We start from the raw sequence: 3,306 nt of genomic DNA on the forward strand, positions 1-3,306 counted from the left end.
TCAAAGGACAGGGACGCATACTCTTTGGTACGGATGTTCATCATTTTCGCCCTGCTGTATCGGCAGGAATCAGGTTTAATCTATAAATGTAGGGAACAATGAAAAAGAAAATTTTTAATAGTATATGGGTAATGGGAGTGCTAACCCTTGCCGTGTTTTGTTTATCTGCTTGTGATAGGGAGTTGGATGTTCAGCAGTGTTATCCGTTCACTGTCGAGACGATGCCCGTTCAGAAGGACATCGTCAAGGGACAGATGGCAGAAATCAGGTGTACACTCAAACGTGAAGGCGACTTTGCCGACACTCGCTACACCATCAGATATTTCCAGCTGGACGGGAAAGGAACGCTAAGAATGGACAATGGGACGGCTTTCAAGCCCAACGACCGCTATCCGCTCACAAAAGAAGTGTTCCGACTCTACTACACCTCCGCTTCGACAGACCGACAAGCCATTGATGTGTATGTGGAGGACAACTTCGGGCAAATCGCCAAACTGTCGTTCAACTTCAATAACGAAAAAACGGAGGAAAAGGGAAAGTCCATCGCAGTAGTAACCAAAGCCTTGAACGATGCGAACAGCTAAACGCTTTGCTTTATTCTGTATAATATGTTTGTTCTGTCAATCACTCCCAGCTCAGCGTGGGGTGCGATTGGCAGACTTATCACCTTTTGAGCGTGTCGTAGTGGTCGTAAAATACTTCGAGGGACTACATAGAAAGGATTGTTATCCCTATGTAGGATACGGTCATCGGTTGCAGCCACACGAGCATTTTTCTCCTAATATGTCAGAGCGGCAGGCAGACTCTCTCCTGCGTGCCGACCTTTGGAAATGCTTTGAACACTTCAAAGGATATGGTAAGGATGCACTACTACTTACCTTGCTTGCCTACAATGTAGGAGTAGGTCGTTTGCTCGGTTATGGTAATCATCCCAAAAGTAAGTTGCTGCGAAAGATAGAGTCTGGAGACAGGAACTTCTATCGAGAGTATATTTCGTTCTGCCGATCTAAGGGAAAAGTTTTGAGTGGATTAGTAAAACGGAGAAAGGTAGAGTATGCGCTGTTCTTTAGTTCTCTGTGATTTTACGTACTCTTTTTTTTGTTTTCATTACAAAGAATCACTAATTTTGTAATCAATAATAAATAGGAACATAAATGAGACCTCTTAAAACAATTTTAGGTAGTTATATGCCTGCATTTTTTCGTATGGATTTATCCTTTTCATTCCCTGGCGGAGAAAGAGCTTATGAAAAAATAAATGAGAAAGAAGTGTCTGTCTTTATACATGAATATATACATTTTATTCAAGATATAACAACTTATATTGGGTATAATAATCTTTATGTTTACAGCGAGTATCTACATGGTGCAGTTAACGAGATATACAAAAAGTCCCCGGGGAATATACATTTGCCAATAACCTTCAATAATAACTATGGAAATATAAATCTTAATCGATTTGTTAATAAAGAGACATGCGGAGATATTGAAGAAGAAAATGAATTCTTTTTGACCAAAATTACTTTTGAAGAAAAAGAGGTTCCATATAGAAATCAATTTGTAAGTCATATTAAGAAGGTGAAACTACACTCGGCAAAAGGAAAAATTGTTGATTTTGGTTATCGAGCAATTATGGAAAGTATGGCATACCTAATAGAGAAACAAATCACAAGAGGTAGTTCTATTCCTCCAGATTTTCCATATCTTTCAGCAGAAATGATTGTAAAGGAGTATTACGAAGAATTTGGAGAAAATCCTTTACGGATAATAGCCTTATGCGATGCTTCATTGCAATTTTCTGAGCCAGCAAAAATTTTTATCGAGTCCCTTAAAGAGTTTAAAAAGACAAATTTCAATCCAGAGAATGCGAATGACGTTATAGATTATTTCTATAATAAAAAGTGTGTTCAGATGGGCAATCCAGTAGATTTGACAATGGGCATAATCAATATGGGATTTATGGTTGGAGAGCGGCTGAAATTATACATGAATAATGCGTCTTTTAAGCCATTTCATGATGTAATTCACACAACGATAGGATTTGGGATAAGTCAACGTATAAAGAATAGATATTTCATATTAGATATAGTACGAAATGGATATGCTTTAACAAATCCATTGCTAAGAAAAATTCTGTTAAAAGTCGGAACACCAATAATAAAAGACATAAACGATGATTTTTGGATGATTCCTCCTATTGGAAAAAATCCATCTAACTACTGGTTAGAGTATTTTCCTGCAGTTGAAGCAATCTATAATACTATAGCCAATGGCTTTGATATTTGTGAACTGTTCAATTGGTGCGAAAAATCACCTCATACTATAGAGGATGAGCGGTGTATAAATGAGCCGTGGAAACGAGTAGGAGATAAAAGCCTCTGTCCTTATGCAATGCTTTGGAAACACTGGAATTTATCCAGCTATATTCCAAATATAAAAAGTAGTTATTAATTTCCTCGCGACTTTCTTTTGCTTCTTTGCTTTGGTCGCCTGCTTGTTCAAAGACAAAGAAAAGAAGCCACGCAAATTTTCGGTTTGCGTGGCTCTTGTTCTTATTCAAAATGCTATTTCTACACTTTCGTTATTCTGTCTATTCGTCTGTTAGGGTGTTTGTCGAAAGCCCAATTTATCTCATCATCGGGCAGGGTGCTGTGAATACTTCCACCCATGACCAACCCACAATCTTGCAGGACTTTCTGCTGTGCTTCCTCCTTGCTCTTTGCAACAACATCGAATACGCCGTCAAAAACATATTCGGTATAGACTAAAAATCTTTGTTTCTTCATCATCTCTAATCTTAAAATTCAACCTTTAATAATCTGTACTCCTTTGGCTCTCCATTGGACAACTTGCGTAGTGTGAGCCAAAAGTGATGTGCACCATAGCCGTATGCAAAGAATTTGTCAAGTTCCGTTTCTTCGGCTATTTTATTGATTGTCGACCTTAACTCGTCCTCGTTGTCGGACAAGGTTATCGCATTGATAACCCGAATGAGTATGTGCGGTATCTCGTCCGCCCAGTTACAAATGATGTTCTCAATTTCTGCTTTCATGTCTTTTATAATCTAATGGTTCATACTATGCTGTTGTCTTTATCCGCTGTCTGATAAGCCTTCGGTTGGCATTGACAAGGTTCACGATTTGGTCGTGGTACTCCGTGTTCTTGTTGCACACGCCACGACTTTGCACCACCTCAAATGATTTCAGTGATACCTCTATTGTTTCTATCCGCTTGCCCTCAATGGTTGCCGACAGGATTAGTGAGTCCTCTTTAAGATAATATTCGTTGGAGAATACGCAATGGTGCA

The 3,306-nt window shown here is 38.8% G+C and carries 7 protein-coding genes; 4 read left to right on the forward strand and 3 right to left on the reverse strand.

From position 1 onward, the window contains the following. The 4 genes from HMPREF9304_RS15010 to HMPREF9304_RS14555 form a co-directional block, all read left to right on the forward strand. A partial coding sequence (locus HMPREF9304_RS15010; protein ID WP_231564518.1) for a conjugal transfer protein TraO occupies positions 1-86 on the forward strand: 86 nt, incomplete at its 5' end. A gap of 12 nt (positions 87-98) precedes the next feature. Beyond that, complete coding sequence (locus HMPREF9304_RS10730; RefSeq protein ID WP_036928974.1) at positions 99-584, forward strand: DUF3872 domain-containing protein; 486 nt, start codon at positions 99-101, stop codon at positions 582-584. After that, positions 571-1,080: a glycoside hydrolase family protein gene (locus HMPREF9304_RS10735; protein ID WP_036928977.1), complete on the forward strand. Its 510-nt coding sequence runs from the start codon at positions 571-573 to the stop codon at positions 1,078-1,080. The genes HMPREF9304_RS10730 and HMPREF9304_RS10735 overlap by 14 nt, the downstream gene beginning before the upstream one ends. Positions 1,081-1,154: 74 nt before the next feature. Next, positions 1,155-2,450 (forward strand): hypothetical protein, encoded by a 1,296-nt coding sequence (locus tag HMPREF9304_RS14555; protein ID WP_036928984.1) that lies wholly within the window; start codon positions 1,155-1,157, stop codon positions 2,448-2,450. A 119-nt stretch (positions 2,451-2,569) separates the two neighbouring features. Here HMPREF9304_RS14555 and HMPREF9304_RS10745 read toward each other — a convergent pair whose 3' ends face one another. From HMPREF9304_RS10745 to HMPREF9304_RS10755, 3 genes are all read right to left on the reverse strand, one after another. Then, the gene (locus tag HMPREF9304_RS10745) at positions 2,570-2,788 is read right to left on the reverse strand and encodes a hypothetical protein (RefSeq protein ID WP_036928986.1); all 219 of its coding nucleotides are present in this window, start codon (positions 2,786-2,788) and stop codon (positions 2,570-2,572) included. A gap of 8 nt (positions 2,789-2,796) precedes the next feature. Then, positions 2,797-3,051 (reverse strand): DUF8466 domain-containing protein, encoded by a 255-nt coding sequence (locus HMPREF9304_RS10750; RefSeq protein ID WP_036928990.1) that lies wholly within the window; start codon positions 3,049-3,051, stop codon positions 2,797-2,799. Positions 3,052-3,076: 25 nt separating this feature from the next. Beyond that, the coding region (locus tag HMPREF9304_RS10755; RefSeq protein ID WP_036928991.1) for a PcfJ domain-containing protein at positions 3,077-3,306 on the reverse strand (230 nt) is incomplete at its 5' end.

Source organism: Hoylesella timonensis S9-PR14 (assembly GCF_000762405.1).
GTDB classification, from domain to species: Bacteria; Bacteroidota; Bacteroidia; order Bacteroidales; family Bacteroidaceae; genus Prevotella; species Prevotella timonensis_A.

Excerpts from the sequence above, each read along its gene's own strand:
- HMPREF9304_RS14555 (WP_036928984.1), top strand. The coding sequence starts at position 1,155 with ATGAGACCTCTTAAAACAATTTTAGGTAGTTATATGCCTGCATTTTTT.
- HMPREF9304_RS10750 (WP_036928990.1), bottom strand. The coding sequence starts at position 3,051 with ATGAAAGCAGAAATTGAGAACATCATTTGTAACTGGGCGGACGAGATA.
- HMPREF9304_RS10735 (WP_036928977.1), top strand. The coding sequence starts at position 571 with ATGCGAACAGCTAAACGCTTTGCTTTATTCTGTATAATATGTTTGTTC.
- HMPREF9304_RS10730 (WP_036928974.1), top strand. The coding sequence starts at position 99 with ATGAAAAAGAAAATTTTTAATAGTATATGGGTAATGGGAGTGCTAACC.
- HMPREF9304_RS10745 (WP_036928986.1), bottom strand. The coding sequence starts at position 2,788 with ATGATGAAGAAACAAAGATTTTTAGTCTATACCGAATATGTTTTTGAC.